Consider the following 26,024-nt stretch of genomic DNA (forward strand, 5'->3'; position numbering starts at 1 on the left):
GACTGTGTCGGACTGTCACCCCACGTTGTTTCGTGGGGGCTGACCTCTTAACTGTGTGGAGAGGCAGGTTTTCTGCTTTTGCATTTCACGGTTTCAGGAGATTTCCGATGAGCAACGCAACAACGATCACCAACCTTCAGCAAGCGCTTCATATGGAGCTTACTGCCGCGCACCAATACCAGTTGCACGCGCATGTTCTGGACGACTGGGGCCTTGATATTCTGGCCGAGAAAATGCGGGGCGAGATGCAGGAAGAGCTGGTGCATTCTGACGCCTTTATCGAACGTATCCTGTTTCTGGGTGGAACCCCCGAGCTTGCGTTTCAGAAAAGCCCGGCCGCAGCAGGCACACTGGAAGAGATGTTCGCCTCTGACCTCAAAGACGAGAGTGAGGCCGTTGATTTTTACACCAATGCAGCGCAACAGGCGGCCGAAGTTGGTGATGTTGGTTCGCGTACACTGTTCGAACGCATCCTGATGGAAGAAGAAGGTCATAAAGCCTGGCTGGAGACACAGCTGAGCCTTCTGCAACGTCTGGGCGAATCTGCGTTTAGCGCGAAATTCGTCTCTGGCGCTGCGGGCGACGCCTGAGACCTTGGTTTCAAACCGGTGGATGTCACAGGTGCTTTGCGAAGCTGACGCAATCTGTGCCTGTGCCGTCACCTTAAATTGACCTGGCTGGGTGCAAAAACTCTGGCCGGGTCATTTTCTCAGCGTTAGCTGTAGGATACGTGACAACAGGAGAGTTCCGATGACCAGCCAGTCCCAGAAAGCCGTGACCTTTACCAGCCTTCACAAGAAGGGCGATCCTGTCATTCTGTTCAATATCTGGGACGCTGGCAGCGCTGGCGCCGTTCGGGACGCTGGTGCCCAGGCCATCGCGACCGGCAGTGCCCCTGTTGCCATGGCGCAGGGCTATGGCGACGGGCAGAACATTCCACTTGAGGCCGCGTTGGACAATGTACGCCGCATCGTTGCGGCGATTGATTTGCCGGTAACACTGGATTTCGAGGGGGCTTATGCCGAAGACCCGCAAGGGATCGCGCAAAACGTTCGGCGCGCACTTGACTGCGGTGTTGTCGGGTTCAACTTTGAAGACCAGATCATCGGTGGTGACGGTCTCTTTGACATCGCCACTCAGGCCAAACGTGTTGAAGCGATGTGCGACGCCTGCGCGCGCGCAGGCATTCCCGCCTATGTCAATGCGCGCACAGATATCTTCCTGAAGGCCGCAGCGGACACCCATGACGACACGATGCTGGATGAGGCCATTGCCCGTGCCAATGCCTATGCTGACGCAGGCGCCAGCGGATTCTTTGCCCCCGGGCTAAAGAACGAAGCCCTGATCGCCCGGCTTTGCGAATCCACCACGTTGCCGGTCAATATCATCGCTCTGCCCGGCACGCCGGATACGGCCACTCTGGCAAAGCTCGGGGTCGCGCGGATCAGCTACGGCCCGGTCGCCTATCGCCAGATGCTGGCCTGGTTGCAGAACGCAGCCAAAGAGGCGCTGACCTGGTAAACGCAGGCCTTTGTTTCTTAAGGACAAATTGAAACTCATGGATATTGGGCAATGATTGATTGTTGGCCGGTGTGTACCCGGTGCCGCGCAGCTCTGGTTCAGCGCGGGACACACGCAATACTATAGCAAGACCGGCATTTCGTGCTTGGCCGATCACGACCTGTCGTCTAGGTGTTTGTTATGTTGAAAAGGTTCTTTAAGGCGCTCAGACCGCCTCATCATGAACAATTGCCGGACCCGGATGCAGAACTTGCTCTGGGTGCTCTGATGGTGCGCGTCGCGCAGGCAGATCGCGATTATAAGCTGGAAGAGATCAGTCTGATCGACAAGATACTGGCCCGTCTTTACCAGCATAACGCGATTGAGGCGGCCAAGGTTCGGGCCACCTGCGAAAAGCTCCATGCTGCGGCACCGGAAACTGATACGTTCGGCAAACTGATCCGGGAAACCACGGATCTGAAAGAGCGGCTGGCAGCCCTTGACGCGTTGTGGGAAATCGTTCTGGCAGATGGCAGTTCGGACGAGGGCGAGATAAAGATCGTCGAAGAAGCCCGCATTGCCATGGGCCTGAGCTATAATGACAGTCAGGCAGCGCGCGAGCGCGTCCAAAGCCGCTTGGATGTGAGTTAAGCGCCCGCTATATCTTACCCATGTTCAGCGACTTTCTTTCCAGGCTCACACAGCCCAAGCCCGACCCGCTTGTCGAAGATGATGCCCGCCTGGCCCTGACGGCCCTGCTGGTGCGTCTGGCACGATCTGACAACGATTATTCTGATTCTGAGATGGCGCGCATCGACCGCATCTCGGCTGAACGATACGGTTTGTCCCCGTTCGAAAGCGCGGCTTTGCGCGCCCGTGCCGAAGATCTTGAGGCCGAGGCCCCCGACACGGTCCGTTTTACCCGTGCCATCAAAGAAGCTGTCGCTTATGAAAACCGGCTGGCGGTGGTTCAGGCGCTGTGGTCGGTGGCGCTGGCTGATGGCCACCGTACGGGTGAGGAGGACTCGCTGCTGCGTCTGGTTGTCAGCTTACTAGGGGTCAGCGACGTGGATTCGGCTTTGGCCCGGCAAAAGGCCGCTAAATCTTGATCGCCATGCTTGGCATGTATGACATGCCCGAGGTTCAGGCCGCCAATGATCGGTTCTGGGGGTTGATTCGTGCGCATTTGGGATGCGGGCCAGAACAGCTGACCCGAGACACCGATGTTTGGCAGGTCTGGCTTGATCCCGAACTGGTGCTGGCGCAGACCTGTGGAATGCCCTATCGCACACGCTTGCATGGTCGGGTTCAACTGGTGGGCACCCCGGATTACGGCCTGCCCGGTTGTCCTGCCGGGCATTATTGCTCGGTCTTTGTGGCGCGGCGCGACGACAACCGCACGCTGGCGGGCATGACTGACGGTATCTTCGCGTATAACGAAGCGCTGTCTCAATCCGGCTGGGCAGCACCGATCACGCATCTATCCCGAGAGAACCTGAATCCTGCGTCGTTGTTGGAAACAGGCGGTCACGCGCTGTCAGCGCAGGCGGTCTCGGACGGGAAGGCAGATTTCGCCGCGCTGGATGCATTGACCTGGATGATGTTGCAGGAACATACCGATCTGGGCAAAAGCCTGCGCGAATTGGCAAAAACCTCTCCTACACCAACCCTGCCCTATATTACTGGACCCGACCAAAACGCGGATCTGGTCGCAGACGCAGTTCGAACCGCAATAGTCGGCCTTGCCGAACACGACCGCAAAACGCTGCATATTCAGGGGCTGATCGACATCCCGGCGGAGGAGTACCTGTCCGTACCGACCCCGCCACCGCCATGCGCACAGCGGATAATCTGATGACCAAATTGTCCGGTGCATTTGGTCATTTTGGCTGTTTCCGACCCTGAATTTGCGAATTGCGCATTGCATTGAGCAAATTTTTCGGCCCTATTACCGCACCAACACCACAAACTACTGGACTGCCCGTGACAGAAATCGCTCCCGTCATCGAAATCAAAAACCTTCACAAAAGCTTCGGCAATCTGGAAGTGTTGAAGGGGGTGGATATCACAGCGCATGGCGGCGACGTGGTCTCGCTGATCGGGTCGTCGGGGTCAGGAAAATCAACTTTGCTGCGCTGCTGCAATCTGTTGGAAGACAGCCAGCAGGGTGAAATCCTGTTCAAAGGCGAACCTGTCAAATGGTCGGGCGATAGCCATGGGCGCCGCCCCGCGGACCCCAAGCAGGTTCTGCGCATCCGCACCAACCTGTCGATGGTGTTTCAGCAGTTCAATCTGTGGGCGCATATGACCATCCTGCAAAATGTGATGGAAGCCCCCGTGACCGTTCTGGGCCGCGACAAGGCCGAAGTGGAAGACAGCGCGCGCAAATACCTTGAGAAAGTTGGGATTGGCGACAAATGCGACGCCTACCCGGCGCAATTGTCCGGCGGTCAGCAACAGCGTGCCGCGATCGCGCGGGGGCTGTGCATGGAACCGCAGGCGCTGTTGTTCGACGAACCGACCTCGGCGCTGGATCCCGAACTTGAACAGGAAGTGATCAAGGTGATCAAGGATCTGGCAGCCGAAGGGCGCACCATGATCATCGTGACCCATGACATGAAAATGGCGGCAGATATCTCGAGCCACGTGGTATTTCTTCATCAGGGCCTGATCGAGGAAGAAGGTTTGCCCGAAGATATCTTTACGTCACCCGAATCCGAACGGCTTCGGGGCTTTCTCTCCGCTACTCAAGCGGCTTAACTTCAAGAACAGAACCAAAACTGGGGAGTAACCAATGAAAAACCTGATTCTGTCCACTGCAGCCCTGGCGCTGACTGCTGGTATCGCGATGGCCGACACGGTCCGCATGGGCACCGAGGGCGCCTACCCTCCGTACAACTTCATCAACGATGCCGGTGAAATCGACGGGTTCGAGCGTGAAGTCGGCGACGAGCTGTGCAAACGCGCTAACCTGGAGTGTGAATGGGTCAAGAACGACTGGGATTCGATCATTCCGAACCTGGTCTCGGGCAACTACGACACCATCATCGCCGGTATGTCGATCACTGCCGAACGTGATGAGGTCATCGACTTTACCCAAGACTATTACCCGCCGACCGCGTCGGCCTATGTCGCGACCTCTGACTCGGCAGACGTAACCGGTGGTGTCGTTGCTGCGCAAACCGCCACGATCCAGGCAGGCCACGTTGCCGAATCCGGTGCAACCCTGGTTGAATTCGCGACCCCGGAAGAAACCATTGCAGCCGTCCGTAACGGCGAAGCCGATGCCGTTCTGGCCGACCGCGACTATCTGGTGCCGTTGGTCGAAGAATCGGGCGGTGAGCTGGTCTTTATCGGCGATCCGGTTCCGCTGGGCGGCGGCGTCGGCATGGGCCTGCGTGAAAGCGACGGTGAACTGCGCGGCAAGTTCGACGAAGCCATCACTTCGATGAAAGCTGACGGCACGCTGAACGAGATGCTGATCAAGTGGTTCGGTGAAGGCACCGCCACATACGGTTCTGACGGTTCGGTCGTCACCAACTAAGACCTGACCAATCCCGGTCCGGTGCTTTGGCGCCGGGCCGCTTCCGGCCTAGCCGGAACAGACGTTGGAAAGACGCCATATGTTCTCGTACTGCGCTGATCCTGACACGCTGGGCACGTTCCGCTGGTTTTCATGCTACCTGACCAATGGCGTCCACTGGTCGTTCTACCTGTCTTTCATCAAGGTTTTGGCCTTGCTGGCTGTGACCGCGCCCGTCGCTCTTGGCTTCGGGTTTGCAGGTGCCATGGCGGCGCGCTCGCATTTCCCCCCGCTCAGCTGGCTGGGCAAAGGGTATATCGCGATTGTGCGCGGCGTGCCCGACATTGCGTTTTTCCTGTTCTTCGTCATCGCGTTGGATCAGGCGTTTGAGTGGACGCGGCATAAGATATTGTGCCCGGACTGGACCGACCCAATCCGCCAGGGCAATGACTTCCTCGTTTGTCAGGCCGCCAAGCTGCCACTTGGAACCGCGCCTGAATGGGTGCATGAAACCTATGGGTTTTTCCTTGCGGTCATCACCTTCTCTATCGTTTTTGGTGCTTTCGCGGCCAATGTCCTGTTCGGCGGAATGCGCGCCGTACCACATGCGCAACTGGAAACGGCCGAAGCTTATGGCATGAATCGCCGCCAGACCTTCTGGAAAATCCTCGTACCTCAGATGTGGGTTTACGCGCTGCCCGGCCTGTCCAATCTGTGGATGGTGCTGATCAAGGCGACACCCCTGCTCTTCCTGCTGGGCGTCGAAGATATCGTGTATTGGGCGCGCGAACTGGGCGGCACCAAAACATCGAAATTCACGCAATACCCGCATGGCGACTGGCGCATGTGGTATTTCCTGTTCCTGCTGATCTTTTACCTTGGCATGACCCGTTTCTCGGAACTTGGGCTTGAAAAACTGATGCGGCGATTGTCCCACGGACAGGCCACTTCCGGCGGAGAGCTTCTGCGCAAGGAGACCACGGCATGATGATCCGCGTTCAAGACCGCAACCGGGTGCCGCACGCGATTGCACAGCAATCTCTCTCGCGCCCGCAATCTCCTTTCCAAGGAGCCCGATCATGAGCTGCATCCAGACCATTCAGGATTACGGCCTGCGGTCGCTTGGCTTTGGCGAACGCCTGCTGCCCAAGACCGATTTCACCCTGTGCGAACAGTTCACCCTGATCGGCTCGGGCATGATCTGGAACATCTATTTCGGCGTCATGGCGCTGGCGACCGGGTTCTTTCTGGCCACCGCGCTGGCCGTCGGCAAAGCCTCGACCAACAAATGGCTGCGCAAACCTGCCGAATGGTTCATCTTTCTGTTCCGGGGCTCGCCTCTCTTTATCCAGTTCTTCTTTGCTTATTTCTTCTTCCTGTCGCTGAAGAAAACATATCCGATGTTCGACGCCTTCACCTCGGCCTGGCTGGGGGCGCTGATCGTGCTGTTCCTGAACACCGCAGCCTATTCGGGTGAGATTTTTTACGGTGCCCTGCGCTCGATCCCCAAGGGAGATATCGAAGCGGCAGATGCCTATGGCATGTCCGGCTGGTCGCGGTTTCGGCGGATCGTCTGGCCCACCATGCTGCGTCTGGCCTGGCCGGCCTATACGAACGAAGCGATCTTTCTGTTCCATGCCACCACGCTGGTCTTCTTCTCGGCCTTTCCGGCCTGGCAACAACGTGGCGACGCGCTCTATTACGCCAGCTATTTCGCGGACAAAACGTTCAACCCCTTCATCCCCTATCCAATTCTGGCGTTCTATTTCATCCTGCTGACATTGGTGATTGTCGGGGGATTTGGCCTGATCAACAAACGCCTGAACCGCCACCTGCCCACCGCCAAACGGGCAAAAATGCGGTTCAAACTGAACCTGGCGCGCTAAAAGACGGCGCGCCGCAAATTCCGGCGTTCAAGCCTACACTACGCTTGTAATACGCTTGGTGATGCGAGCACGGACAGTCGATTTGGGGGGAATGGTACCGCCTCCCTGGCTTGAACAGGGGACCTCTGGATCCACAATCCAGCGCTCTAACCAACTGAGCTAAGGCGGCACTTTGTGAGGGGCGATGTACCGAACGCGCCGGGGGAATGCAAGAGGATTAAAGCCGAATTCTCCAGCTTTGTTCGACAAGATCGACGCCAAAGGAATGCACCGGTTTGCTGTCGATCAGTTCCCAGCCAAACGCCCTGTAAAGCGCGCAGGCAGCCGTATGGCTTTCATGGGTCCACAAAACCATTTCCCGATATCCAGCCTCGCGTGCGAAGTCTGTACAGGCCTGTAACAGCCGTTTCCCCAACCCAAGTCCGCGCGCCTCGGGGACAAGCAGGAAGAGGCGCAGTTTGGCGGTTTTCTGGTCAACACGCACGCAGAAAATGCTACCCAGTCTTTGCCCAGCCCGTTCAGCAATCCAGCCTTTTTCAAAGGACGGGTCATTGTCGGCAATGAACTCCTCAAGGATGCGCGCAACCAACGGGGCAAAGCTGTCATCAAATCCTTCGTCGTGCGCATAGAGCAACCCGTGCTGTTCAACCAGCCACGCGGCATCATCGGGGCGAAACGTTCTGAGAATCACTTCTTCCATGTCTTATCTGACCGCAAAGGTGACTTGATTCTCAACCCCGTGCGCGCTAGCACGAACGCTCAGTCTCGGAGGCACAGATGGGCATCAATACCGAACGCGATATTCAGGCCAACCTGCAAATCGGCCCGACCGATCAGGGGATGGTACGCTTGTTCATCGAAGCCGACGGCATCGAGATTCCGATGGATTTCGACCCCGAGGAAGCCGAAGAAATCGCCGACGAGATCCGCGCCGCGATACAGGCCGCCCTCGCCGTTAAAGGCTGAGGTTTTACAAGCGCGGATCGCGCAGCGCATGCAGACGGCGTGCTGCATCTGTTGCAAATTTCTGGATCATCTTCTTGCGCCGCGCCGGGGCAAGCTTGTCCTCGGGCGCCATGCGCACGATCTCGGCATCATAGGCGTCAGCAATAATCAATCCTGTTTCGTCAGGTAACAGATCGGTCGGAAACTCGGTATCCACGGCCCAGAAGAACCGGTCACACCATTCCAGATAGCCCTGCCATTTGGCATCCGATTGATAATCGGCACGGCTGGATTTGCATTCGATCACCCAAAGCTCACCTTTGGGACCCAGCCCCATCACATCGACACGCAGACCACGTGCCGGAACGAATTCTTCAACAGAAACAAAACCATGCGCGGCAAGGTGGCGTGCGACGCCACGCGCGAGCTTCTGTCCGGGCTGCAAATCTAACAACATACCCCAAATGTGAACAATTGGTGAACAAAAGTAAAGTACTGCATCGCGCTTGACATGGTACCATTTGGTATCGCATTAATATGATACCAAATGGTATCTGTTCTGGGGTTGCTTATGGATAACCGAACTCAAAACGCGTTCCGTGCGCTGGCCGATCCCACACGTAGGGACATTGTACAATTGCTCTCGTCTCAGGACATGACCATCGGGCAGTTGACAGACCGGTTCGACATGACCCGGGCCGCGGTCAAAAAGCATCTGACCGTGCTATCCGACGGCGGCTTGATCACCGTTGAAACCCGTGGCCGCGAACGCATTAACCGACTTGAACCACAAGGCATGGCCCCCGTTCTGGACTGGCTCAGATATTTTGACCAGTTCTGGGACGATCGCCTCAACTCTCTCAAGGAAGCTGTTGAAAGGAAATCGAAATGACCGATGCAGTTCTGAAGAAATCGATCTTTCTGAGGGCCGAGCCGGAAACGGTTTGGGCTTATCTTACAGACCCGGATCGCCTGGCGGAATGGTTCCACAAACCGAAACATCCTCTGACCGCGGGTCAAAAGCTGGAGATGTTTGGCACAACAAGCGGCGACCTGTTGATCTGGGGTGAGGTTCGCGTTGCCAACCCTCCCAAATATCTGGAATACACGTTCACCGTAAAACCGATGGGCGACGCGGTGAGCGTCGTCAAGTGGACCCTGGAACCCGTCGCAGGCGGGACGCGCCTTGACCTGCGGCATGAAGGCCTGCCGCAGGGGGCCGATGCCTTTGGCCTGATCCTGGCACTGGACAAGGGTTGGGACGAGCACTTTGGCAAGATGCGCACGGCATTGCACGAAACTGTTGATGCCTGACCCCTTGTGCGAACCCGTCAGACGCCCTACTTAAGCGCGTGGCGGGTTCTGCCCTTCTTGTGACAGGTAGCATTCTGGTGGCCTTAAGCAATTCCGAGGGGGCTGGCTCTGTTCAGGTCCTGGCCTGATTACCTGGCGCCCACCTGTATATACAGGTCCTCGGGAATCAAACCACACGGTTGTTTGGTGGTCCCGCCACATTGCTGAATTGGCTCAGAGCACCACCAACGTCGGTCTTTACACGCCTGGATGCCATGCAGATCAAATTAATCCGCTCTGATAGCCCAATTCTTCCAAAAGCAATGCTGACTTAGTGTACCAGCCTTCCTGTTGAAACATAGCACCCATTCCCTGGCCCCAAGAATATTCATGCAAACTGGTTCAAGGCTATCCTTCGATGAGAGAAAACAATTCGATTGGATTAGCAAGGCCACGAACTTCGTGAACCCCACAAGGCAAAAACAGATCAGGTGAGGTCCCAGCAATCGCTGATGTTACCAGCACTCTGTGACCGATAGACTTGGTTAGACCTTCTATGCGACTGGCAACGTTCACTGCGCCCCCGAGAACCGTGAAATCAAGCCTTCCCGGACTGCCGATATTGCCATAGCTGACTTGCCCAACATTGATCCCGATTCCTACATCCAAAGACGACTTATTAGCCTCAACGCGGCGACTGTTGAGCGTCGTCAAACCGGCCAATACACTTTGTGCGGCTTGCGCAGCCTTTCGGCATCGGTCGGCGTGGTCAACCTGAGTTGCGATGGTGAAGATCGAGAGAATACCGTCACCCATAAACTTGAGAACATCGCCGCCGTTCTCTTCTACGGATTGCACAACCAGATCAAAGTAACCGCTCAGCGCGTCAAAAACATCCACCTCGGGAGCGGCTTCCGAAAGAGCCGTGAAACCTCGCAAATCAGAAAACATGACAACTGCATCAACTGTCGTTCGTTCGCCCCGCTTGATCCGCCCATTCCAAACCGCATCAGAGGGCCCATCACCAAGATATGTTCGTAGCAGCCCCTTGGCTGACTTGCGCATTGTGACGGGTTCCAAGGCGGACGATAGAGCAGGCAGAGCTTCCTCAATCAATTCCAGATGTTGCGGTGAAAAACCGTCTGGGTCCTGTGTAACAAATGTACAGCCGTGCAGAGATCCATCACCATAATACATAAGGGTGGCATAGTAGTCTGTGCCACCCGACTCAGCGAATTCAAGATACGATGAATGCTCGGTCCTTGGATCAAGTTGTCGCAGACTTTTATGAAGTGGCTTTCTGTGCTCCAGAATGTACTCAAATGAGCTGCCAACATACCCGTCTGTCGACATCGTTTCATGAGTTACGTCGTAGCTGTCGGTCCGGTCAGGGGTCCAGACTATCCCCCATGCAATAAGTAACGGATTGGCGAACCGCTGACCAATATTGACTCGCCAGAGTGGAACGCCTTCGTCAACTAATGACGAGCAGAAATGAGAAACTACTTTCACGGGGTCGCCTGAGCGGCGTCCTTCGGTAATCATCCAGTCGGTTAATTGTGGTACGGAGGCCATGTTGTCAAACTAGTCGCTTGGACAAGATGATCAAAGTCCCTTCCTATTAGCAGGTTATTCAAAGCGCTATATTGAAGGAATATGTTCAGACCAAGGCCCCAGATACGCCATTCTGAATATCCGCGATAGGCTGAAATCAACCGCATACAAACGTGACAACGGCTGCATCTGCTTTGAAGCTGCAACAGTCAATGTCGGCGCAACCATCTCACGATATGCCAGAGAACCCATAAGAGGCTTGGTGTGATAAAGCCTGGCATCAAAATTAGCGTGAAACACTCGCCTCTTGCTTGATCGCAACTGGTTTCAAATCATCTAAAACCGGTGTTCCCCGGCGCGGGCCTTGCGGCTTTTCTGCCATGCTCATGATCTTGTAGGCGAACTGGACACCGGCAAAGACAATGCCGTTCATGAACCAGATCATCACCAAAGCGATAAGACCGATTTCCGAACTGGTTATCAGATGGCGCAGGTTTGCGACATTCAGCGCCAACAGGACGCCGACAAACACAGCCGAAATGACAAAGCCCCAGGCAACTTGCGTGATATAAAGGCGGATCAGTTTGGGCATGGCGAACCTCTTTGCGCAATGACATTCAAGTTAGCGCATATTTGGTTCTCGTAAAGGCGTCAGAATGCCTCGGGCTGTGCCTCGCGCGCCATGTGATCCAGTACGGCATTGACGAATTTCGGCTCTTTGCCTTCCGGGAAAAACGCACGCGCCACATCGACGAATTCGGTGATGACAACCTTTGGCGGCGTGTCGCTTTGGGTCAGCTCGGCACCTGCGGCACGGAACACCGCACGAAGGGTTGGATCGATGCGCGCAATCGGCCATTTGGCCACCAGTGCACGGTCGGTCATCTGGTCGATGGCCGCCTGATAGTTCACCGCATTGTCAACCAGGGACCGGAAAACCGAGATGTCGCCGTCCAGCATCTCCTCACCCTCATAGACAGCGCCAAAACGGTGATCCAGAAACTCATTCACGACAGCTTCGGTCGTTTGCCCGGACTGTTCCATCTGGAACAGCGCCTGCACAGCATAAAGCCGGGCGGCGGATTTCATCAGGCGTTTCTGGTTGGCCGGTTTCGGCGCGTCTGTCTTGGTCATGCTGTCGAGGGTCCGTTGCTGTCGCCCGCCACGAGGATGGACTCGGACGGCGGTTTGAAACCAACGCCCTTTTTGGAAGAGCCCCACTTACGGCTGAGCGCGATCAGATGCAAGGCCGCAGCAGCAGCCCCACCCCCTTTATTCATCTTTTTGGGGTTCGCGCGGACTTCGGCCTGCGCGTCATTTTCTACGGTCAGAATACCGTTACCGATGCACAGGCCCTGCAGGCCCATCAACTGGATGGCCCGGCTGGAGTCGTTGCAAACGGTTTCGTAATGCGTTGTCTCGCCACGAATGACGCAGCCCAGCGCGACGTAGCCGTCAAAGTTGCACTGACGATCGGCCATTGCGATAGCGGTCGGGATTTCCAGCGCGCCGGGAACCTCGACCACTTCGCAGGTTCCGCCCGCGGCTTCGATTTCGGCCTTCGCGCCCGCAATCAGGTTATCGGCAATCGCACGATAAAACGGCGCCGCCACGATCAGCAGCTTGACCGGCTTGTCAAATTTCGGTGTCGGCAGAACGCCATGTTCGTCTTGAGCAGCCATGATCAGTCTTCCTTCAGGATCGAACGGGTGCCGACGATGGACAGGCCAAACGCGTCAAGCCCCAGATACACGGTTTGCGGCGAGTCGGTCAGTAGAACCAGTTCCTGAATTCCCATCTTGGACAGGATCTGCGCCCCCAAACCGGTTTGTTTGATTGTGCGCGGCCCCTCGTCGCCCGTGGCATATAGCGAGTTGCGCGGTTGACGGAACAGGCAGACCACGCCCCGTCCTTCTTCAGCAATCTTTTCCATGGCACGCGGCAGTTCGCGCGAGGATTTCGGACCAAGACCCAGAATATCGGGGGCCTCGTGCAGAGCATGGGTGCGGGTCAACACCGGTTCGGGTGTGGTAATGTCGCCCTTGATCATGACCACATGTTCGATGCCATGGGTCTGATCGGTGAACAGCCGCATTTCCCACTCGCCACCATATTCTGAGGTCACCATCTGACGCGAGGTTTCAACCACCAGATTGTCGTTGCGCGACCGGTAGGCGATCAGGTCACTGATTGTGCCGATCTTCATGTTGTGCTCTTGCGCAAATTCAACCAGATCGGGCAGACGCGCCATGGTGCCGTCGGGTTTCATGATCTCGCAGATCACGCCCGAGGGGTTTAGACCGGCCAGACGCGAGATATCAACGGCAGCCTCGGTATGACCAGCACGCACCAGCACCCCACCCCGCTTGGCGCGCAAGGGGAAGACGTGGCCTGGTGTTGCGATATGGGCCATTGTGTTCTGTTCGTTAATCGCAGTCGCCACGGTCAGCGCACGGTCGGCGGCAGAGATCCCGGTACTGACCCCTTCGCGCGCCTCGATGGACACGGTGAATGCGGTTTCGTGCCGGGACGAGTTGTTCACCGCCATCATCGGCAGCCCAAGCGCTTCGACACGTTCAGCTGTCATCGGCAGACAGATCAGGCCACGGCCATGAGTGGCCATAAAGTTAATGGCCTCGGCATCTGCGAACTCGGCAGCAATCACCAGATCGCCCTCGTTTTCGCGATCCTCGTGATCGACCAGAATATACATCCGGCCAGCACGCGCCTCTTCAATAATGTCTTCGATCGGGCTGATCGCGTCGCGCAGCCGGGCCTCGACCGGGCCGGGTGTCTCAAAGCTCATTGGGCAGCCTTTCGCATGGCATGTTTGAACGGCGGAATAGACCACTGAGGGCACAAAGACCAGTCCACAAACGGCGCAGGTCTGCTCCGACGCGACGTATGGTATCAGGACATCTCGGCCAGACGCGCCACATAACGGGCCAGTGTATCGATCTCAAGATTGACCCGGTCCCCGACCTGCACGTCACCCCAGGTGGTGACCTCTTTGGTGTGTGGAATGAAGTTGATGCCGAAATCGCAATCTGTCACGTCATTGACCGTCAGGGATGTGCCATTCAATGCCACCGATCCTTTGGGCGCGATGAACCGTGCAAGATCCTTTGGCGCGCGCAGGGTGACGCGGGTGCTGTCACCGTCTTCCCTGATCGCGATCACCTCGGCTACGCCATCCACATGGCCCGAGACGATGTGACCGCCCAATTCGTCACCAACCTTCAGCGCGCGTTCCAGATTGACACGCTTGCCGACAGTCCAGGTGTCGAGATTGGTTTTCGAGACGGTTTCCGCGCTGATCTGGACGTCATACCAATCGTCGCCCAGCGCGATCACGGTCAGACACACACCGTCACTGGCAATCGAGGCCCCGATATCGATGCCCGCAGTGTCATAGGTGGTCCTGATCCGCGCACGCAGGTCTCCCTGCTGCTTTAGCTCGGCGACGGTGCCCATGTCGGTGACGATCCCTGTAAACATTCCGTTAACCCTCAGTTCCTAACCTGTGCCTGACTTTCACCGTCGAGGTAAGGCCAACGGGCCGCGCGGGCAAGCCCTGCCTTGCCGTACACCCACCAAACGGGCATAGTTTTGGCAACAACAACAATACGAGCAGTTCGGATGCCGCACCCGCCTTCAAGGTCTCATGATCGGGTCTTCCTGTTCCTTCAGGGCCCGCACGGACCTTTTTTCCCGGCCTTGGGGCGTATGTTGCGCGCCACGGGGGCTCGGGTCTGGCGGGTTGGGTTCAATGCAGGCGATCAGGCGTTCTGGTTTGACAAGGCAAGCTACATCCCGTTTCAGGACAAACCGGAAAACTGGCCTGCAACACTGTCCTCTTTGATCGCTGAAAAAGCAGTTACGGATATTGTTCTATATGGCGACACCAGACCCATACATGCGCGTGCGGTCGAAATCGCGCGGTCTTGCGGAGTTACCGTACATGTATTCGAGGAGGGGTATCTGCGCCCCTGGTGGGTGACTTATGAGCGGGACGGGTCAAACGGAAATTCCCGGCTGATGTCGCTGGACGTTCAGCAAATGCGCCAGGCCTTGGCCTTGTCCGACCGAAAGGCGCCGCCGCCCCCGTCGCATTGGGGAGACATGCGGCACCATATCTTCTATGGCGCCCTTTATCATTGGTTCGTGATGGCCCTGAACAGTCGCTACCGCAACTTTCAACCGCACAGGGAATTACCTGTCTCTCAAGAATTCAGATTGTACCTCAAGCGACTGTTTTTGATGCCTTTTCATCGCCTTCAACGAAGTGTGGCAACGGCGCGGGTCAGATGGGGCGGATACCCCTACCACCTCGTTCTGTTGCAGCTTGGGCATGACAGCTCGGTGCAGGCTCATTCCAGCTTTTCGGGTATGTGTGAATTTCTTGAGCTGGTAATCGAAGGATTTGCACAAGGCGCGCCCGCCCATCACAGGCTGGTGGTAAAGGAACACCCGTTGGAAAACCATCGCGAACCGTTGCGACGCCGGGCCCGCGAGATAGCCGGAAAACATGGCATCAGCGACCGGGTTCATTATGTGCCGGGCGGCAAGCTGGCCAGATTGCTGGATGAGGCAAGTTCGGCCGTCACCGTGAATTCCACCGCTGGACAGCAGGTCCTGTGGCGGGGTATTCCATTGCGCATTTTCGGGCGTTCGGTTTACGACAAGCCCGATTTCGTCTCACAGCAGCCGATCGCAGCGTTTTTCGCCGATCCCCGCCACCCGGATGCCGAAGCCTATCGCTGTTATCGGCAGTTTCTTCTGGAAACCAGTCAGGTACCCGGCGGGTTCTATTCAAGACGAGGGCGCCGACAGCTGCTGCGCCGCGCCGTGGATATGCTTTTGGACACCAACGATCCTTACCAATCAGTCCTGAATACGAACGAGGCGCGAACGACACAGTTGAAAGTCGTCGAATGAAACGGGTGGTGTGTGACTGGAAGTTAAGCAACTTACCAGCTAGTCTGCACGCAACTACAAAAGACTGAGGATATCGGGCGGTGAAAGTCTCTCCTAGGCGATGGATGCGGGGTGTGTCCCTTGTGGCTGCAATTGGTCTGCTGGCTGCGTGCCAGCTACCAAAATCCGGACCGAACAAATCCGAAATTCTGGCCGGTTCAGTTCAAAACGGGGGCAACGCATATGTCGTTGAAGTTGACGACAATGTCACACGCGCGACGTCCGCCATTCCTCAGTACGGCTTTTCGTCCTCCTTCAGCAGTGCCCAGACATTGACCGCAGATACCGTCCGCCCTGGTGACGTGCTGGGGCTGACCATCTGGGAAAACGTCGACGATGGCTTGCTGTCAGGCGAAACCGGTCTTGCGACCGCGTTGAACGAGGTTCAGGTCGATAGTGACGGATTTATCTTTGTCCCCTATGCAGGCCGGATTCGGGCCGCGGGAAACACGCCGGAACAGCTGCGCGTTCTGATCACAGACAAGCTTCAGGAACAAACGCCGGACCCACAGGTCGAAGTGCGGCGCGTCGCGGGTGACGGGTCCACCGTCTCGCTGACGGGCACGGTCGCCGCGCCGGGCATTTATCCGATTGAACGGCCAACCCGGTCGCTGCTTGGTATGTTGTCCCAAGCGGGCGGAGTCTCGGTCGCGTCTGACATCGCGCTGGTGACCCTGATCCGGGGCGATCAGAAGGGTACCGTGTGGTACGAGGACCTGTTCCGCAACCCCAAGCTGGACGTCGCCCTGCGCGGTGGCGACCGCATTCTGGTGGAAGAGGACAGCAGATCGTATATCGCCCTTGGCGCAACCGGGGGCCAGTCGCGCGTGGCATTTGAAAGTCAGGACCTGTCGGCTCTGGAAGCCTTGGCGCAGGTCGGTGGTCTGCTGACGCTTTCCTCGGATCCAACGGGAATATTCATTCTGCGCAAGGAACGTCAGGATGTCGCCCGCAGTATCACCGGACGGGCCGATCTCAAAGGGGATCAGCGCATGATCTACCTGCTGAACCTGACAGCCCCCAACGGCCTGTTCATTGCACGCGATTTCGTGATCCGGGATGATGATACAATCTACGTGACCGAAGCGCCCTATGCGCAGTGGAGCAAGTCGATCTCACTTATCGCAGGCGGTCTGACGCCCGTTGCAAACGTTGCCACGCTAACTGGCAATTGATGCATGCGTCCCGATCCCGACACGTCAGCCGGGAGCGGGCTAAATCGGCTGTTTGTCTATAATGGCGGCTTTCTGACCCAGAAACGTCTGAGACGAATTCTGACGCTTTCGGGTTACGACATTCGTCTGGGACTTCCGAAAGAAGGCGATTGCGTAGGCGTCTGGGGCAACAGCCCGACAGCACATCGCGGCCTTAAGATCGCCGAAAAACACGCTGCCCCGGTTCTGCGGGTCGAGGACGCCTTTCTCAGATCTCTGCACCCGGGCCGGAATGTCGAGCCCCCCTTGGGGCTGTTGCTGGATCGTTCCGGCCTGCATTTCGATGCCGCCACGCCGTCTGAACTTGAGACAGTGCTGACCACGCACCCTCTGGATGACACGGCCCTGCTGGACCGTGCCCGCGCCGCGATCACGCGGATCAGAGAGCTTAACCTCAGCAAATATTCCGCCTTCGATCTCGATCTTGATTCACCCGATCCGGGCTATGTTCTGGTGATCGATCAGACGGTCGGCGATGCTTCAGTAACTGCAAGCGGAGCGGACCGCGCCCGGTTTCTTGAAATGCTTGTCTTGGCGCAGGAGGAAAACCCCGGCGCGCGTATCCTGATCAAGACACATCCTGAAACACTGGCGGGTCACCGTCAGGGGCATTTCACCGATCAGGACCTGTCAGACCGGATATCTCGGTTCAGCGATCCGATCAGCCCATGGCCGTTGCTTGAAGGGGCTATTGCTGTTTACACCGTGTCCTCGCAACTGGGGTTCGAGGCAATTCTGGCGGGCCACAAACCGCGTGTGTTCGGCCAACCTTTCTATGCCGGATGGGGCCTGACGCAGGATGACAGACCCGTTCCGCGCCGCCAGCGCAGTCTGACACGGGCGCAATTGTTCGCGGCCGCCATGCTGCTGTACCCGACTTGGTTCGATCCCTATCGTGATCAATTGTGCGAGCTGGAAACGGTGCTGGACACGTTAGAGGCACAGACCCGCGCCTGGCGACAGGACAAGAACGGCTGGACGGCATCCGGGATGCGCTTGTGGAAACGCAGGCATCTGCAACAGTTTTTCGGGCAACATGGAAAGCTGCGCTTTACGGCATCTCAAGCCGGCACGCCGGACCGCCCCCACATGGTCTGGGCCAGCCAGGCAAGGAACACCGAAGGGGCGGTTCGGGTCGAAGACGGGTTCCTGCGTTCACGCGGGCTTGGGGCGGAACTGGTCCCGCCATTGTCGCTGGTGACGGACGAGATCGGTATCTATTACGACCCGACAAAACCCAGCCAGTTGGAAGAGCTGATCACTTTGCGTGAAACGTTGAGGCCAGATCAGGACCTGCGCGCAGAGCGTCTCGTCGAGAACCTTTTGGCCGCAGGCTTGAGCAAATACAATACCGGCATTCCCGCCTGCCCCCTGCCCGAAGGCCATCGAATTCTTGTACCCGGACAGGTCGAGGACGACGCCTCAATCCTGTTGGGAACAAGCGCGGTTCGCAACAATCTGGACCTGCTGAAAGCTGTGCGCGACGCCAATCCCGATGCGATCCTGATTTACAAACCTCACCCCGATGTCGAAGCGGGTCTGCGCGAAGGCAGGATCGATGCCGAGGCGATTGCAGACATTGTCGTAACCCAAACAGACCCCGCATCATTATTGCCGCACGTGCAGGAAGTATGGACCATGACATCGCTTCTGGGGTTCGAAGCTTTGCTGCGCAGCGTGCAGGTTACAACTCTGGGCGCGCCCTTTTATGCGGGTTGGGGGCTGACCACGGATCTGGGGGCTGTTCCCGCCCGGCGTGGCGCAAGACCGACGTTGATGGGCCTCGTCCATGCCACCTTGATTGATTACCCTCGTTATTTCGACCCGGTCACAGGGCAACCCTGCCCCGTCGAGGTTGCCGTTGAACGTCTGGCGCAGGGCACTTGTGTTCCGACCGGTCCGTTCAATCGTGTTCTGTCAAAACTTCAGGGTGTGTTTGCGACACATGCGCACTTGTGGCGCTAACGCTAGTCCGACGCCCTGCGCCAACGGTGCAGGATATCGCCACCCACCACTTTCGCTTCAATCAGTTCGAACCGTGGCGCGGCGTCCAGTGTCGTCAACGCCAATGTTCCAACTGCCGCCAGCCCCTCGGCACCGATGGTCAACCCAGCGGTAAATCCGACCAGTTCATCCACCAGATCCTCGGCCAGCAGCGACGCTGCCAGCGCCGCCCCACCTTCGCAGAAGACGCTGGTCAGACCGGCTTGTCCCAACTGTTGGAGAAGATCGACCGCGTCAATCTGATGATCTTTCAACGCGCAGGGGATCAGCTTTGCACCTAGTCTTTCCCAGGCTTTCGCGCGCTCGGCATCCGGGTGATGCGCATGGCAGAGCCAGACAGGTGTCTTTGATGCCGTGCGAGCCAAATGCCCCATCAGGGATATGTCCATATGGCGCGAAACCACAACGCGCACGGGCTGATGATCAATGCCAAGGTCCCGAACCGTCAGTGACGGGTCGTCGGCCCGCGCCGTGCCGGCACCGACCATCACCGCATCGTGGCGCGCGCGCATGGCATGGACGACGCGGCGCGCCTGTGGCCCGGTAATCCATTGGCTGTGCCCGGTCGAGGTTGCGATCCGCCCGTCAAAACTGCTGGCCAGCTTGAGGGTCACGAAAGGTCGTCCCTGTTCGGTCTTCAGAAAAAAGCCCGCCAGATCACGTTCCGCCTGCTCTGCGAGGACACCGGTTACGACCTTAATTCCGGCCTCGCGCAACTTGGCAAAGCCCTGCCCCGCGACACGTGGGTCGCTGTCTTCCACGGCTGCCACGACACGGGCGACACCCGCAGCAATCAAAGCCTCGGCACAGGGGGGTGTTTTGCCGTGATGGGCGCAGGGTTCCAAAGTCACATAGGCGGTCGCGCCATGTGCGGCCTGCCCGGCTTGCGCCAATGCCTCGGTCTCGGCATGGGGGCGGCCGCCCGGCTGGGTCCAACCGCGCCCGACAATCCGGCCTTTGCGCACGATAACACACCCCACCGCAGGGTTTGGCCAGCACATCCCCTGACCGCGCCGCCCCAGTGACAGGGCCAGCGCCATGAAACGCTTATCTTTTTCGCTCACTCGTCCGTCGGTGGCTGCGGCGGGCGCAGTTCGTGGACAAACTCCTCAAAATCATCGGCCGCCTGGAAATTCTTGTACACACTCGCAAAGCGAACATAAGCGACGGTATCGATCCGCGCCAGAGCTTCCATAACGATCTCACCGATCTTGTGGGACGGGATATCCGTGTCGCCCATGCTTTCCAGCCGGCGCACAATACCCGAAATCATCTGATCGATCCGCTCGGGATCAACTGGCCGTTTCTGCATCGAGATGCGGATCGAACGTTCCAGTTTATCGCGGTCGAAATCTTCGCGTTTACCATTGGTCTTTATGACAACCAGATCACGCAGTTGCACACGTTCATAGGTCGTGAACCGCCCGCCACAGGCCGGGCAGAACCGGCGTCGGCGGATTGCCACGTGATCCTCTGCCGGACGTGAATCTTTTACCTGAGTATCGATATTTCCGCAAAACGGGCAGCGCATCCGCCGTCTCCTCGTCCCTTGTTCCGCCTCTTTTTGTAAGCGCTGCGACTTACTTATCCACAACTATAGGGCAGCAACTAGGATTTGGGTAGTCGGAAATTTCAACCGCTAGATAAAGGGTCAGGCCAGGTGCGCTGCAATCCGTCTCTGGTGTGGTGCCGTGCGGTGTTCAAACAGATATATCCCCTGCCATGTTCCAAGGCATGGGCGACCCTGCGACACAGGTATCGACAAGGATACAGGCAACAGCGCAGCTTTTATATGCGCGGGCATGTCATCGGGGCCTTCATAAGTATGCCTTAGATACGACATTGACGGGTGATTGGATGGCGGCACCAGCCTTTCGAAGAACGCCCGAAGGTCGGTTTGAACTTCGGGATCCGCGTTTTCCTGAATAAGTAACGAACAGGAGGTGTGGCGAACGAAAAGCGTCAGTAAGCCATCCGTCGCCACCTGCCCCAGCCAATGCGTCAACTCGGCCGTGAACTCGTAAAGACCTGAACCTTGGGTCTGTATTACAAATTCAGTCTGCATTCACGGTGTCTCGCCGTTTTGTCAGTCGTTAAAGAACGGTCGATAGTTACACCTGGCATTCGCGCCTTGTACAGACATGCTGTACCCCGGCTGAAAACCAACCGAAACAAAGCTGCTTGGCTGCGCACCGACATTCTGTGGCGGCTTGATCGAAAACTGAACCGCTGTTTTACGCCCTGTGGTGACGCTTGGCCCATACCCGCGCAACACGTAGATCGGATCGCGCCAGCCCGCGCCCAAAGTACGCCGTGCATAATCCGCTGCCGCACACCAGTATCCTTCGGTACGCTGGTCGCCGCGCGGAATAACCTCGAAGTCAGTGGCGTTTATCGGCTCGGTCCGGTACCCGTGCGGCGCTGCGTCAGCAGCCATGGGAATGCTGAACGCCAGGGCGGCAATCGCGGCAAATGTCCGTGTATGTTTCATTGTCATTACTTCCCTGATTGTGTGTGTCAAAAAGGTTAGGCCATTAGCTTCGTCGGCACAGGGTCGCTCACGTTCTGTTTAATCTGTCTCGTGCGATACGTGAACCGGCGTGAGCCATCCCTGATACCTGATCAACATTCCCAGTCCCGGCGCGCCAGCAGACACATCAAACCGAAAGCGCCCCGTTTTGTCCTGCCATTCGCGCGTTCTTGATCGCGGCAAGGTAAAAGCTGGCATCGGAATACCAAACACGGTCAGGCGGAGGATTTTGATATCCATTCCGTTTTCCCGCCAAATGGGCTTTAACCAGATTGAGATCGAGCCGAAAGATTCCCGAACACACTCTCTTTTCGTATCATATTTCAGAGTTGATCGGGTTTTGTGGCCCGCGAAATTCCGGTCCCATGACCAGAATTCGCCATTTGCACCAATGTGCAGAGAAACGGGGACGTCTTTGCCGCTTTGCGGAAACCCGGCCAGACGTGTTGCAAGGGCAACCCATAGCCCTTTGCCACGTTCGATGTCGCAGCGCCCCGTAAAGTAGCCCTCGCTCGTGTGCAGAACTCGAACCGCCCTTGGCAACCTTTCGGTCGATCCTATCGCCTTAAGAAAGGGATCTCCCATCGCTAGTACCCGTTTTCGGCAAAACGAGCCCTGATATCGGGACAGGGAACCAGACATGTCTCGGAACGCCCAAAGAACGCGTATCTGTTTCGTGCGATCAAGCGATAGGCCGGATCCTTGATGGGCCGAGGCAGAAACCGGCATATTGATAACAGCGACCACGGAGCGCGCAACTGTCGCATCGCCTCAGAAAATGCATCCAGATGCTGAAAAACAGCGCCATCCACGACCACCAGATTGGTTTGAAAATCCTGTGTGGGAAGGCCGAGATCTCGGTACAGTTTTTGCCCAAGCGGGGACTGCGCCGTGGCAAATTGGAAAACATGGCGCCGGTCACGTTTCAGCATAAACTGGAAAAACCCCGAACACAGCACGCATTCGCCGTCAAACACAATCAGGTTTTGGTCATAAACCCCTGTATTCTCAAAAACATCTTGCAAGGTTTTTCACCAGTATTTTTGACTTAAAGCCAGCCTGACAAAACCACCTGAGCGAAGCAATGCGACATGTACGAAAGGTATGGGGGCGTGCCGGGGAGCCTTGACCAGAGGCTGGTGATTTCCCCGAGGCTCTGACCTCATCCCCATAAAGGTCTGGACCCGGCAACATTGCTGAATTGGTTCGTTGCACATGGCGACGCTTGTCCATACCGGTCAATAAATTTCGAGAATTTGCCACCGATGGCTTGTTTCTGTGTGAAATCGACTTGTCAGCACCGTCGATCATGAAAGAGAATTCTGTAATAGTCCGCTTATGTATTTGAAAATTTGAGGTACTGCTTCGCGATGGATGTCGATATCGGCCGACTTCATCTGTTTGTTCAGGCACTGGACCGCTATTCCGGAAATGGCGATATGTCCTGTAATGTCCTGAAGATGGCAGGGCTGCGCCCTCAGGATATCGCGCCGCCGGTCTCAACCTACAGCGTACAAAGCGAGGCTTTGTTTATCCGTTATGCATGTGACGCCACCCACGACGTCACGTTTGCGGCTCGCACGGGTCTTGAGGTTACGTCAGCCTCGACCGTGACCGCCTATATCAGCAAGTATTCCCGCGATCTGAAACAGGTGATGGAGAACCTCTCGCGCTTTCACGGCATCATCGACCCTGCCATCGCGCTTAACCTGCGCGTCGCGGGTAACTTTGCGACCTTGGAAGCCGAGTGGAAAGACCCCGGATTTGCGCGGTATCACAGACGCACCGAATTCCTGATATTTGCGACCCTGGCCAGAATGCGGAACCTGACGCAAGTCAATCTCTATCCGATAGAAATTCGGTTTCAGCACAGGGTCGGCGACCACGCCCGAAGATTTGAGAAGCTTGCCGGTTTTCCCGTGACCTTTGGGGCTGAGAACCTCGAGATTATCCTGCCTCTTTCAGCGCTGGACCTGCCCGTACCGACTTATGACCCCCAACTCAGAGAGCATTTGCTGGAATATGCAGATCGCCTGCTTTCTGAGAGAGGCGCGCCCAAACATCTGACCCGCGCCAAGGTCGAAGGGCTGGTTACCCGTTCCCTGCCCGGCGCAATCCCGCAGGCCGAAAGCCTCGCGGCTGATCTGGGGATGAGCCTTAGAACCTTCAGCAGGCGCCTCAGGGACGAAGGCACCAGCTATCGCGATGTTGTCGACGATCTGCGGTGCGACCTGGCGCAGACCTTTATCAAGAATGAAATGCCCTTGTCCGAAATCGCCTATTCGCTGGGCTATGCCGATCAGGCCGCATTTTCGACCGCTTTCAAACGTTGGACAGGCCAGCCGCCCAGCGCGTTCAAGACGCGATTGGAACACCCGATACGGACGTGAGACCGGGGGTCATCAGCTTGAAAAACCTCGCCCCGGCCCGTCCCATGAGTGGACAGAACGGATATAGAAGGACAGAAGGTCCAGCCCTTGTGCGTTCCCGCCAATGTGATGGGAGAACAGGCCATCGTGAAGAGTGTCCGGATTAAAAAAGGCGCCTCGGGAGAGGCGCCTTGATACTTACTGATCCAGGAAGGACCGAAGTTTTCGGGATCGGCTGGGGTGCTTCAGCTTCCGCAGCGCCTTCGCTTCGATCTGGCGGATACGTTCGCGGGTCACGCTGAACTGCTGACCCACCTCTTCCAGCGTGTGGTCGGTGTTCATACCGATGCCGAAACGCATCCGCAGCACACGTTCTTCACGCGGGGTGAGCGAGGCCAAGACCCGTGTGGTGGTTTCCTTGAGGTTCTCCTGAATGGCGCTGTCCAGAGGCAGCACGGCATTCTTATCCTCGATGAAATCACCCAGCTGGCTGTCTTCTTCGTCACCAATCGGAGTTTCCAGCGAAATCGGCTCTTTGGCGATTTTCATCACCTTGCGAACCTTCTCAAGCGGCATTTGCAGCTTTTCGGCCAGTTCCTCAGGTGTCGGTTCGCGGCCGATCTCGTGCAACATCTGGCGACCGGTCCGGACCAGCTTGTTGATCGTTTCGATCATATGAACCGGAATACGGATCGTGCGCGCCTGATCCGCGATTGAACGCGTGATAGCCTGACGAATCCACCACGTTGCATAGGTCGAGAACTTATAGCCGCGGCGGTATTCGAACTTGTCTACCGCCTTCATCAGGCCGATATTACCTTCCTGAATAAGATCAAGGAATTGCAGGCCGCGGTTCGTGTACTTCTTGGCGATCGAAATCACCAGACGCAGGTTGGCTTCGACCATTTCCTTCTTGGCCTGCCGCGCCTCTTTTTCGCCCTTCTGGACCTGCTGAACGATGCGGCGGAATTCGCTGATGTCCAGACCCACATATTGGCCGACCTGAGCCATGTCGTTGCGCAGCTCTTCGACCTTCGCGGTCGAGCGTTCGATGAACATCTGCCAGCCCCGGCCCGGCTTTTCCGCCATTTCGGCCAGCCAGTTGGGGTCCAGTTCACGCCCGCGGTATTCGTCGATGAACTCGCGACGGTTGATCCGTGCCTGATCGGCCAGCTTCACCATCGAACTGTCCAGCGACATGACGCGACGGTTGATACCGTAAAGTTGGTCGATCAGCGCTTCGATCCGGTTGTTGTGCAGGTGAAGACCATTCACCAGTTGCACAATCTCGGCCCGCAACTTCTGATAGGTCTCTTCGTCTTTTTCGCTGAACGTGCCATCCTCGTTCAAGGTGGCCGAAATGCGGCTGTCCTGCATTTCGGACAGCATCGCGAAATCGGTTGAGATCCGCTCCAGCGTGGTCAGAACCTGATCCTTCAATGCCGCTTCCATCGCAGCCAGCGACATGTTGGCCTGATCGTCTTCGTCATCGTCGTCGTCGCTGGTGATCGGGTTGCCATCGGCATCCAGTTCCGGCCCAGCCTCTTTCGCGGGTTTCGCAGCCTGCACGGCAGACGCGTCAACGACTGGCGCGTCGCCATCTTCGTCCAGCTGGTTGCCGAATGTGGTTTCCAGATCGATGACATCCCGCAGCAGAATATCCTCGGACAGCAATTCGTCATGCCAGATGGTGATCGCCTGAAAGGTCAGCGGGCTTTCGCACAGGCCGGCAATCATGGTATTGCGCCCTGCTTCGATCCGCTTGGCGATGGCAATCTCGCCCTCACGGCTCAGCAGTTCGACCGAACCCATCTCGCGCAGATACATGCGTACGGGATCGTCGGTGCGGTCCAGCTTTTCGGTGGCGGCCCCGGCCAACGCAACCTCGCGGTTGCTTTCGGTGGTCGTCAGTTCGGTCGAGCCCTTGTTCTCTTCTTCTTCAGCCTCTTCATCTTCGATGATGTTGATGCCCATCTCGGAGAGCATAGACATAACGTCTTCGATCTGTTCCGAGCTGACCTGATCGGGCGGTAAAACCTGATTGAGCTGATCGTAGGTGATGTAACCTTTCTCGCGGGCCTCGGCGATCATCTTCTTGACGTTGGCCTGGCTCATGTCCAGCGAGATTTCCTGGTCCTGCTCGTCGGATTTGCGATCTTCGGTCGTGTCTTTGGCGGCCATTCAATGCTCCTGCAGGGATGGGTGATTCGATTGAACCGAATCATTAGC

31 protein-coding genes and 1 tRNA gene are annotated in these 26,024 nt (G+C 57.1%); 16 read left to right on the plus strand and 16 right to left on the minus strand.

Going from position 1 to position 26,024, the window contains the following annotated elements:
• Positions 1-107: 107 nt before the first annotated feature.
• The 9 genes from ACR0DS_RS00555 (at position 108) to ACR0DS_RS00595 (ending at position 6,909) form a co-directional block, all read left to right on the plus strand.
• Positions 108-590, plus strand: coding sequence for a bacterioferritin (locus tag ACR0DS_RS00555; RefSeq protein ID WP_267365948.1), 483 nt, complete (start codon positions 108-110; stop codon positions 588-590).
• A 160-nt stretch (positions 591-750) separates the two neighbouring features.
• Positions 751-1,521: an isocitrate lyase/PEP mutase family protein gene (locus ACR0DS_RS00560; protein WP_480557350.1), complete on the plus strand. Its 771-nt coding sequence runs from the start codon at positions 751-753 to the stop codon at positions 1,519-1,521.
• A gap of 180 nt (positions 1,522-1,701) precedes the next feature.
• Positions 1,702-2,151 (plus strand): tellurite resistance TerB family protein, encoded by a 450-nt coding sequence (locus ACR0DS_RS00565; RefSeq protein WP_209504295.1) that lies wholly within the window; start codon positions 1,702-1,704, stop codon positions 2,149-2,151.
• 20 nt (positions 2,152-2,171) lie between these two features.
• Complete coding sequence (locus tag ACR0DS_RS00570) at positions 2,172-2,609, plus strand: tellurite resistance TerB family protein (protein ID WP_209504296.1); 438 nt, start codon at positions 2,172-2,174, stop codon at positions 2,607-2,609.
• The gene (locus tag ACR0DS_RS00575; RefSeq protein ID WP_480481552.1) at positions 2,606-3,355 is read left to right on the plus strand and encodes a phosphate/phosphite/phosphonate ABC transporter substrate-binding protein; all 750 of its coding nucleotides are present in this window, start codon (positions 2,606-2,608) and stop codon (positions 3,353-3,355) included. The genes ACR0DS_RS00570 and ACR0DS_RS00575 overlap by 4 nt, the downstream gene beginning before the upstream one ends.
• A gap of 128 nt (positions 3,356-3,483) precedes the next feature.
• Positions 3,484-4,260: an ABC transporter ATP-binding protein gene (locus ACR0DS_RS00580; protein WP_267365283.1), complete on the plus strand. Its 777-nt coding sequence runs from the start codon at positions 3,484-3,486 to the stop codon at positions 4,258-4,260.
• A gap of 34 nt (positions 4,261-4,294) precedes the next feature.
• On the plus strand, positions 4,295-5,044 hold the full coding sequence (locus ACR0DS_RS00585) for a transporter substrate-binding domain-containing protein (protein WP_480481555.1): 750 nt from the start codon (positions 4,295-4,297) through the stop codon (positions 5,042-5,044).
• A gap of 79 nt (positions 5,045-5,123) precedes the next feature.
• Positions 5,124-6,011: an ABC transporter permease gene (locus tag ACR0DS_RS00590; protein ID WP_480481688.1), complete on the plus strand. Its 888-nt coding sequence runs from the start codon at positions 5,124-5,126 to the stop codon at positions 6,009-6,011.
• Between the two features lie 91 nt (positions 6,012-6,102).
• Positions 6,103-6,909, plus strand: a complete 807-nt coding sequence (locus ACR0DS_RS00595; RefSeq protein ID WP_209595834.1) for an ABC transporter permease — start codon at positions 6,103-6,105, stop codon at positions 6,907-6,909.
• A 92-nt stretch (positions 6,910-7,001) separates the two neighbouring features.
• Here ACR0DS_RS00595 and ACR0DS_RS00600 read toward each other — a convergent pair.
• A tRNA-His gene (locus tag ACR0DS_RS00600) sits at positions 7,002-7,078 on the minus strand.
• 48 nt (positions 7,079-7,126) lie between these two features.
• A complete protein-coding gene (locus ACR0DS_RS00605) occupies positions 7,127-7,609 on the minus strand; it encodes an N-acetyltransferase family protein (RefSeq protein ID WP_480481557.1) in 483 nt (160 codons plus the stop codon).
• Between the two features lie 77 nt (positions 7,610-7,686).
• Between ACR0DS_RS00605 and ACR0DS_RS00610 the strand changes: the two genes are divergently transcribed.
• Positions 7,687-7,875 (plus strand): DUF6324 family protein, encoded by a 189-nt coding sequence (locus tag ACR0DS_RS00610; protein WP_117869403.1) that lies wholly within the window; start codon positions 7,687-7,689, stop codon positions 7,873-7,875.
• 4 nt (positions 7,876-7,879) lie between these two features.
• On the opposite strand, the gene ACR0DS_RS00615 is transcribed toward ACR0DS_RS00610, so the two are convergent.
• The gene (locus tag ACR0DS_RS00615) at positions 7,880-8,311 is read right to left on the minus strand and encodes an MmcB family DNA repair protein (RefSeq protein WP_480481559.1); all 432 of its coding nucleotides are present in this window, start codon (positions 8,309-8,311) and stop codon (positions 7,880-7,882) included.
• Positions 8,312-8,425: 114 nt separating this feature from the next.
• On the opposite strand from ACR0DS_RS00615, the gene ACR0DS_RS00620 reads away from it, so the two are divergent.
• Entirely contained in the window at positions 8,426-8,746 is a 321-nt protein-coding gene (locus ACR0DS_RS00620) for an ArsR/SmtB family transcription factor (protein WP_480476940.1), read from the plus strand.
• Positions 8,743-9,168: an SRPBCC family protein gene (locus ACR0DS_RS00625; RefSeq protein WP_267365293.1), complete on the plus strand. Its 426-nt coding sequence runs from the start codon at positions 8,743-8,745 to the stop codon at positions 9,166-9,168. Before ACR0DS_RS00620 ends, ACR0DS_RS00625 begins: the two co-directional genes overlap by 4 nt.
• A gap of 387 nt (positions 9,169-9,555) precedes the next feature.
• Here the strand turns inward: ACR0DS_RS00625 and ACR0DS_RS00630 are convergent, their stop codons facing one another.
• From ACR0DS_RS00630 to ACR0DS_RS00655, 6 genes are all read right to left on the minus strand, one after another.
• Positions 9,556-10,722, minus strand: coding sequence for an adenylate/guanylate cyclase domain-containing protein (locus ACR0DS_RS00630; RefSeq protein WP_480492680.1), 1,167 nt, complete (start codon positions 10,720-10,722; stop codon positions 9,556-9,558).
• Positions 10,723-10,987: 265 nt separating this feature from the next.
• Positions 10,988-11,293, minus strand: coding sequence for a hypothetical protein (locus ACR0DS_RS00635; RefSeq protein WP_480481563.1), 306 nt, complete (start codon positions 11,291-11,293; stop codon positions 10,988-10,990).
• A 59-nt stretch (positions 11,294-11,352) separates the two neighbouring features.
• Entirely contained in the window at positions 11,353-11,835 is a 483-nt protein-coding gene (gene nusB / locus ACR0DS_RS00640; RefSeq protein ID WP_209504306.1) for a transcription antitermination factor NusB, read from the minus strand.
• The gene (locus ACR0DS_RS00645) at positions 11,832-12,383 is read right to left on the minus strand and encodes a 6,7-dimethyl-8-ribityllumazine synthase (RefSeq protein WP_480557352.1); all 552 of its coding nucleotides are present in this window, start codon (positions 12,381-12,383) and stop codon (positions 11,832-11,834) included. Before ACR0DS_RS00645 ends, nusB begins: the two co-directional genes overlap by 4 nt.
• 2 nt (positions 12,384-12,385) lie before the next feature.
• Entirely contained in the window at positions 12,386-13,507 is a 1,122-nt protein-coding gene (ribB, locus tag ACR0DS_RS00650; protein ID WP_209504308.1) for a 3,4-dihydroxy-2-butanone-4-phosphate synthase, read from the minus strand.
• A 104-nt stretch (positions 13,508-13,611) separates the two neighbouring features.
• Complete coding sequence (locus ACR0DS_RS00655) at positions 13,612-14,199, minus strand: riboflavin synthase (protein ID WP_480557354.1); 588 nt, start codon at positions 14,197-14,199, stop codon at positions 13,612-13,614.
• A 141-nt stretch (positions 14,200-14,340) separates the two neighbouring features.
• Here ACR0DS_RS00655 and ACR0DS_RS00660 point away from each other — a divergent pair, with 141 nt between their 5' ends.
• From ACR0DS_RS00660 to ACR0DS_RS00670, 3 genes are all read left to right on the plus strand, one after another.
• The gene (locus tag ACR0DS_RS00660; protein WP_480557356.1) at positions 14,341-15,639 is read left to right on the plus strand and encodes a capsule biosynthesis protein; all 1,299 of its coding nucleotides are present in this window, start codon (positions 14,341-14,343) and stop codon (positions 15,637-15,639) included.
• An 80-nt stretch (positions 15,640-15,719) separates the two neighbouring features.
• A complete protein-coding gene (locus tag ACR0DS_RS00665) occupies positions 15,720-16,853 on the plus strand; it encodes a polysaccharide biosynthesis/export family protein (RefSeq protein ID WP_348540319.1) in 1,134 nt (377 codons plus the stop codon).
• Positions 16,854-16,856: 3 nt separating this feature from the next.
• On the plus strand, positions 16,857-18,857 hold the full coding sequence (locus ACR0DS_RS00670) for a capsular polysaccharide biosynthesis protein (RefSeq protein ID WP_480557358.1): 2,001 nt from the start codon (positions 16,857-16,859) through the stop codon (positions 18,855-18,857).
• A gap of 2 nt (positions 18,858-18,859) precedes the next feature.
• On the opposite strand, the gene ribD is transcribed toward ACR0DS_RS00670, so the two are convergent.
• The 6 genes from ribD to ACR0DS_RS00700 all read right to left on the minus strand — a co-directional run bounded on the left by ribD (position 18,860) and on the right by ACR0DS_RS00700 (position 22,451).
• On the minus strand, positions 18,860-19,960 hold the full coding sequence (gene ribD / locus ACR0DS_RS00675; RefSeq protein ID WP_480557360.1) for a bifunctional diaminohydroxyphosphoribosylaminopyrimidine deaminase/5-amino-6-(5-phosphoribosylamino)uracil reductase RibD: 1,101 nt from the start codon (positions 19,958-19,960) through the stop codon (positions 18,860-18,862).
• Positions 19,957-20,427 carry a transcriptional regulator NrdR gene (gene nrdR / locus ACR0DS_RS00680; RefSeq protein WP_267367325.1) on the minus strand — a complete coding sequence of 157 codons (471 nt, stop codon included), beginning with the start codon at positions 20,425-20,427 and terminating at the stop codon, positions 19,957-19,959. The genes ribD and nrdR overlap by 4 nt, the downstream gene beginning before the upstream one ends.
• A 120-nt stretch (positions 20,428-20,547) precedes the next feature.
• Entirely contained in the window at positions 20,548-20,961 is a 414-nt protein-coding gene (locus ACR0DS_RS00685) for a secondary thiamine-phosphate synthase enzyme YjbQ (RefSeq protein ID WP_480476418.1), read from the minus strand.
• Between the two features lie 21 nt (positions 20,962-20,982).
• Positions 20,983-21,387: a hypothetical protein gene (locus ACR0DS_RS00690; protein WP_480476416.1), complete on the minus strand. Its 405-nt coding sequence runs from the start codon at positions 21,385-21,387 to the stop codon at positions 20,983-20,985.
• A gap of 78 nt (positions 21,388-21,465) precedes the next feature.
• Complete coding sequence (locus tag ACR0DS_RS00695) at positions 21,466-22,011, minus strand: DUF4166 domain-containing protein (RefSeq protein WP_480557362.1); 546 nt, start codon at positions 22,009-22,011, stop codon at positions 21,466-21,468.
• Positions 22,012-22,013: 2 nt separating this feature from the next.
• Positions 22,014-22,451, minus strand: coding sequence for a thiol-disulfide oxidoreductase DCC family protein (locus tag ACR0DS_RS00700; RefSeq protein WP_480616660.1), 438 nt, complete (start codon positions 22,449-22,451; stop codon positions 22,014-22,016).
• A 345-nt stretch (positions 22,452-22,796) separates the two neighbouring features.
• Here ACR0DS_RS00700 and ACR0DS_RS00705 point away from each other — a divergent pair, with 345 nt between their 5' ends.
• On the plus strand, positions 22,797-23,816 hold the full coding sequence (locus ACR0DS_RS00705; protein ID WP_480557364.1) for a helix-turn-helix domain-containing protein: 1,020 nt from the start codon (positions 22,797-22,799) through the stop codon (positions 23,814-23,816).
• 177 nt (positions 23,817-23,993) lie between these two features.
• Here the strand turns inward: ACR0DS_RS00705 and rpoD are convergent, their stop codons facing one another.
• Positions 23,994-25,976 carry an RNA polymerase sigma factor RpoD gene (rpoD, locus tag ACR0DS_RS00710; protein ID WP_209504318.1) on the minus strand — a complete coding sequence of 661 codons (1,983 nt, stop codon included), beginning with the start codon at positions 25,974-25,976 and terminating at the stop codon, positions 23,994-23,996.
• Positions 25,977-26,024: the final 48 nt, after the last annotated feature.

It is taken from the genome of Ruegeria sp. AF5, assembly GCF_056541905.1.